Genomic DNA, 4,905 nt, shown 5'->3' with positions numbered 1-4,905 from the left:
TCGATAGATATTTCCGTAAAGAACATTCTTAGTATCTCCCATTGCCAATGATACCGTCACCGGCCAACTACGAATAATCTGAGCACCCAGCCCGACACACAACCAAGTAACAAGAATTACTGGCCCGGAATATCCGTCGCCGAATACATCCTCTATGAAACTGGAGCCAAACAGACTGACTGGCACAATAAGAGCAACTGTCGCAAACATTACAGCACCGGCATAAATCCGATTTGCTTTATAAAAAGCATCTGCGTCATCTTTTGCTTTAGACAGTATTGGCAGGGCGATTGAGCTGGTGGTTTTCCTGATGATTACTCCTGGGGAATATATCAGCATCACCACAATCGAATAAAGCGCCAGCTCAGTAACACCAAAGGCGTTACCTACCAACAGCTTATCCCCCTCATTGGAAGCGATCATCAAAAAGCTGTTCAGTATCAGAGGCCAACCAAAGACAACCATCCGTACGAACATTTCCCGATCAAAACACACCCCATACTGCCGCTCAGCAAAGTAATGGGAACTGATTAGCTGCACGCTAGCCTGGGTGATCACTGCATACAACATCAGAGTATGATCCTCAATAAAAGGGATCAGTGCAAAAACAGATGCCAACGAAGCCAGCTGGGAGAAAAGCAATACGTATGCCTCGGCATGAAACCGCATCTTTCTCTGGAAACGTTTCACGTCAAGGTGAGCAAACCCTCTCAGCAAAGGGGCGACCGCCAATAACTCGTAGGAAGAAGCCACTTCCGGCACCCCAAAGATCTCGGCGATAGAATCTGCAAAGAAGAAGATACCTGCCGCAATCAGGACGCCCCTAATGACCATCATGGTATGCGCGGAGTTTACAAGTCGAGCACCATCTCCGTCGTCAGACTGAATAATCAGCTTATCCCACGCAAAGTCGCTGGCCATCTCCAATGCGGAAATCGCCAAAGCGAATGTCACCGCGATACCATATTCATCTGGAGTGACGAGTCGCGCGATTAGCAGGTTACGAAGAAACGTTGCCAATAAACCAACCGCCTGGGTGGAGCTTAACAACCACCCAGCTTTATAAATAGATTTCACCTTTCGCGACTCTAAGTACCAGTAATCAGTCTAAATGCATTCGCTTTTTCAGAAGGAGCTATACGTTTTTCCAAGATGTTCGCCTTGACCAGATTTCCTTCCAGACACCATAGGAGGACTGGTGCTTTTCAGACTTAGAGATCAGGTGAGCAGTCTTGTAGGCCAGCATTCGACTAAACGGCCAAAGAGAGAGCAGAAACACGTTTAACCCACGCAAATACTTCGGAGAGTGCTTATGGACAAGCAAAAGTGTTGCTTTCAGCAAGCGCACCATCTTATCCGCTCTAACGGTATCAGAAGCACCGCAATAGTGAATGATAGTGGCATCCGGCGTAACCATAGGGCGCGCATCGATCTCTATGGTAGCACGCAAGCACAGATCAGCCTCTTCACAATACATAAAGAACGCCTTATCAAACCCCCCCATCAGATTCCAGTCTTCTCGCTTAATCATAAAGAAGCACCCAACGACAATGTCTACCTGTCGCTCATGATCCCGAAGCCAACCACCATACTCTTCATGGTTAAACAGCTCACTGTTAGGGAAAATTCCAGTCAACCCGGCAGTACGACAGAAAATACTCCAGGTATTTAGCTTTCTGTAACATGACTTAGGGTTGAGAGAGTGATCTCCATGCAATGTACGTCCACCCCAGATTTTAGCTTTGGGGTTCTGCTGGGCGAAGAACAGCAGCTGCCCTATAGCGTCTTCCAACACCACTGTATCCGGGTTCAAAAGGAGCACATACTCCCCTTTTGCTTCCTCTATTGCCACATTGTTGGCAAGCGCAAATCCCAGGTTGTCTTCAGATTTGATCAGTTTAATCCCGTCAAACCGGGATTTTATTTTCTCGTATGAACCATCTGGTGAATCGTTATCTAATACGATCAACTCATAATCGATGGTCGTCTGGTCAATGACCGATTGGATAGCTTCAATCGTCAGGTCAGCAGTGTTGTAGCTGACCATAATGATAGACACTAAGCAGCTACTATCCTTTTCTGCATTCATGATTCGGTCACCTTTCCTTTTAAGACCCTTATGACAGTGCCTGCAAAACTTCTAAGGTTATCCAGCGGACTCGCACTCCGCGATACAACAAGAAGCTTGAAATTTCTAAATTCGGGGGTTTTTCTAAAGAATACTTTAAGCGCCAATAGCCTCGATACCGTCAGCTGTTTTCTACGATGCTGGTATGGCTGCATATCATCGAGATGCTCCAGCTTAAAGGAATCCTGCTCGAGATATCCACTTTCAATCGCGTCAGACTTCAACTGGAGTCCTTTTGTCGTGCGGGAAACGATTAGGCTACGACCTTGCTCTTCACTGAAATCTGGATAGCCATTCTCGTCACAATGCCAAGCATCAGCACAAACTACGTCTGCAAATTCTCCGATACCATCAGGACAGACTTTGCAGCGGAACTGAATAAACCTATTGAGAATCGTTCCCCAGGAGGTGTTGTAATCCATCTCTTCCACGCGCCCACCACGTGTTTCAGCCGTTGTATAGCCTGGCCATCCATTTCCACGATAGCGGAAAGAAAGTACATCACTACGTGGCACGTCCATCCGCTTAAGAACCTCGTAGGTACCATTGATACTTGGAAGTCCGGCACAGAAGAAGGAAAGCATGTAAGGAATATGTTGATCCACCTTGGGATCGACCCTGGCCAAGTGCCTCAGCGCAGCGATATCACAAGGTTTGGCGATTACAGCTACCCTATCGTCGCTATCTAAAATATCTGCAATACCAAGCAAAGGAGCAGATGGTGAGTATCTGGAGCCAGCACCATTAAGGATCTCTCCTCTACTACGACTTACCCTGACGCTGTTTTCTAACGGATTCTCGTCGGAGGCAGAGATATGCAACACCGCATCAACCTTCTTACTTTCGAGCAAGTAGATGGCAATGGTGGTTAACGCGCCACCAGACGACCCTTTATGCCGTACATCCTCATCAGTCGCCCAACCCGTTACCAGATCTTCGATCTTTCCCCACACCGGGTGATAGTTTTTGTCAGTCCAACCCATTTCATGAGAGAGGCCTAATCCGGGACAAGCTTTCGCAATAATCGCTGACTCATCGCTATCTAACGCACTGACTTGGGTAGGACGCAGATATCCGCCGTTGGAAAAACCAAACTTTATCGCATCGCCTTTAGTTACAGACGCACACAGTCCACAGCCCGTGCAAAGCCCGGAGTCTACAATATTATTAACGTCTATAATCTTCATAGTGTTTTTAGGAGGGCCTGAAGTTCTAACTGATATTGAGCAAGCTTCTCGACTGCTAGCTCCTGACTTTTCTCTGCAGAAGACTTAGCGCCATGAAGGTCACTGAGGACCTTCTCCAGCATCACTATCGCGTCTTCATTACTCGCATTATTCAGATCGCAGATATAAGGGTAACCAAGAGTTTCATAAAGGCCAGTGAATTTGCGACTGTAAGAAAGCGGCAGAATAGGCACCCCGGATGAGATCCCCGCAATCGTTGCGTGCATACGAGCACCAATCAGAAGGTCAAGACCAGAAATGAAGCTTTTGGCTACGCAAGGGGAGAAAAACTCTGGAGCCACCTGAACACCGGGATATTTGTTCGCAATCTCCACGGACACTGCATGATCATTTTCATACTGGTGCTCTGAAGAGTTCACATGCGGGACAAGATAGATATTGTACTTGTCATCTTTCTGCAAGCGCTCAATAATTTGGTCAACTAGGCTTTTAAAATCAACGCTCAAACTAATTCTGTCACTACCAGATCGCTGCTGTGAATAAAGTAGCGCCGACACGTTGAGTCCGATGTTCAGCTTACCGTTTTCCGCGGCCATCTCTGCTTTATCGAACGGCAACAGGAACGCAACATCTGTCGCCATGTTGATATTTTTTGTGACACCGATACTCTTAAGATAGTTAAAGCTTTTCTCGTCCCGGGCATAAACTTTCTTGGCAAGTCGCATAACACATTTCGCCATAAAGCGGTTGACAGGATTGTAGAACGGCCCAATTGTCTGAGGACTTAGAACCAGAGGTACACGATACATAACGGAGAAGATTTTTGTCAGAAAGAGATACAGGAATCGTTTCGTTCCGTATAGGTCGGCAAAGGAATCGCCCGCACCAATATCAAACACGATGTCACATTCCTTGATCCACCGGCGTAGGGGGGATTTAAGGCTAACAAAGTGCCGCGCCTTCATATAGTGAAAAACGATTGGCTCGCCCGTATCCTCAAAAAAACCCTCTTCAGGTGGCCAGCAGATAAGATGGAATTCGTAATCAATACCACTCTCTTTTGCCGCTGCAGCGATAATTTTCATCTGAGAAACTGTTAACGCACCGATTCCTAGGTTAGAGGAACCAAGAGAGTGCCATAAAAGTCCGATTTTCAACTTATCCATAAGTAACACCAAAACGCAGAGCGCTATAGATTAAAATTGTTTTTCCTTAGGTTTTCTAAGATCCAAGAGCCACATGCCGGCACCGATCATGAAAAACAGGTGGACATGCATCATGCCCCAGAAATGAACTGTAATTGCAGAGATGCAGAGGCTCAGCAGCGTTATAAGCCAGGAAACCTTAAATATACGGGCGACAGGAAACTCGTCCGGAACTTTGTGCACCGCCATTCTATATCCTAAAAACGCTACAGCTCCCACAAGGAATGCCGTCGCCGGATATCCGAGTGTAACGGTCCAGAACAACCAGAAACTATCAGTACTCCATGACATCCATTCTGCACGCTCGTATACCACGTAACCGATTCCAATCAGAGGAGATTCATTAACGGCAGCGATACCATAAACCCATTGTAGATATCGCTCC

The 4,905-nt window shown here is 46.7% G+C and carries 5 protein-coding genes; all 5 read right to left on the bottom strand.

Translation table 11 applies throughout. The features are described 5' to 3' along the window. Positions 1–1,077: oligosaccharide flippase family protein (locus ABYW01_RS14115; protein ID WP_372833778.1), on the bottom strand; the 1,077-nt coding region annotated here is incomplete at its 3' end. A 58-nt stretch (positions 1,078–1,135) separates the two neighbouring features. Then, positions 1,136–2,089 (bottom strand): glycosyltransferase family 2 protein, encoded by a 954-nt coding sequence (locus ABYW01_RS14110; protein ID WP_372833775.1) that lies wholly within the window; start codon positions 2,087–2,089, stop codon positions 1,136–1,138. Continuing rightward, positions 2,086–3,315 (bottom strand): Coenzyme F420 hydrogenase/dehydrogenase, beta subunit C-terminal domain, encoded by a 1,230-nt coding sequence (locus ABYW01_RS14105; protein ID WP_372833772.1) that lies wholly within the window; start codon positions 3,313–3,315, stop codon positions 2,086–2,088. The genes ABYW01_RS14110 and ABYW01_RS14105 overlap by 4 nt, the downstream gene beginning before the upstream one ends. After that, positions 3,312–4,481, bottom strand: a complete 1,170-nt coding sequence (locus ABYW01_RS14100; protein WP_372833769.1) for a polysaccharide pyruvyl transferase family protein — start codon at positions 4,479–4,481, stop codon at positions 3,312–3,314. Before ABYW01_RS14100 ends, ABYW01_RS14105 begins: the two co-directional genes overlap by 4 nt. Before the next feature lie 30 nt (positions 4,482–4,511). Continuing rightward, positions 4,512–4,905: hypothetical protein (locus ABYW01_RS14095; RefSeq protein WP_372833767.1), on the bottom strand; the 394-nt coding region annotated here is incomplete at its 5' end.

Origin of the sequence: Pontibacterium sp. (assembly GCF_041587635.1) — a bacterium.
In the GTDB taxonomy this organism is placed as follows: Bacteria; Pseudomonadota; Gammaproteobacteria; order Pseudomonadales; family Balneatricaceae; genus Pontibacterium.
Note: the sequence above shows the minus strand (reverse complement) of the source record. Positions and strands in the feature narration are given on the sequence as shown.

Excerpts from the sequence above, each read along its gene's own strand:
- ABYW01_RS14110 (WP_372833775.1), bottom strand. The coding sequence starts at position 2,089 with ATGAATGCAGAAAAGGATAGTAGCTGCTTAGTGTCTATCATTATGGTC.
- ABYW01_RS14105 (WP_372833772.1), bottom strand. The coding sequence starts at position 3,315 with ATGAAGATTATAGACGTTAATAATATTGTAGACTCCGGGCTTTGCACG.
- ABYW01_RS14100 (WP_372833769.1), bottom strand. The coding sequence starts at position 4,481 with ATGGATAAGTTGAAAATCGGACTTTTATGGCACTCTCTTGGTTCCTCT.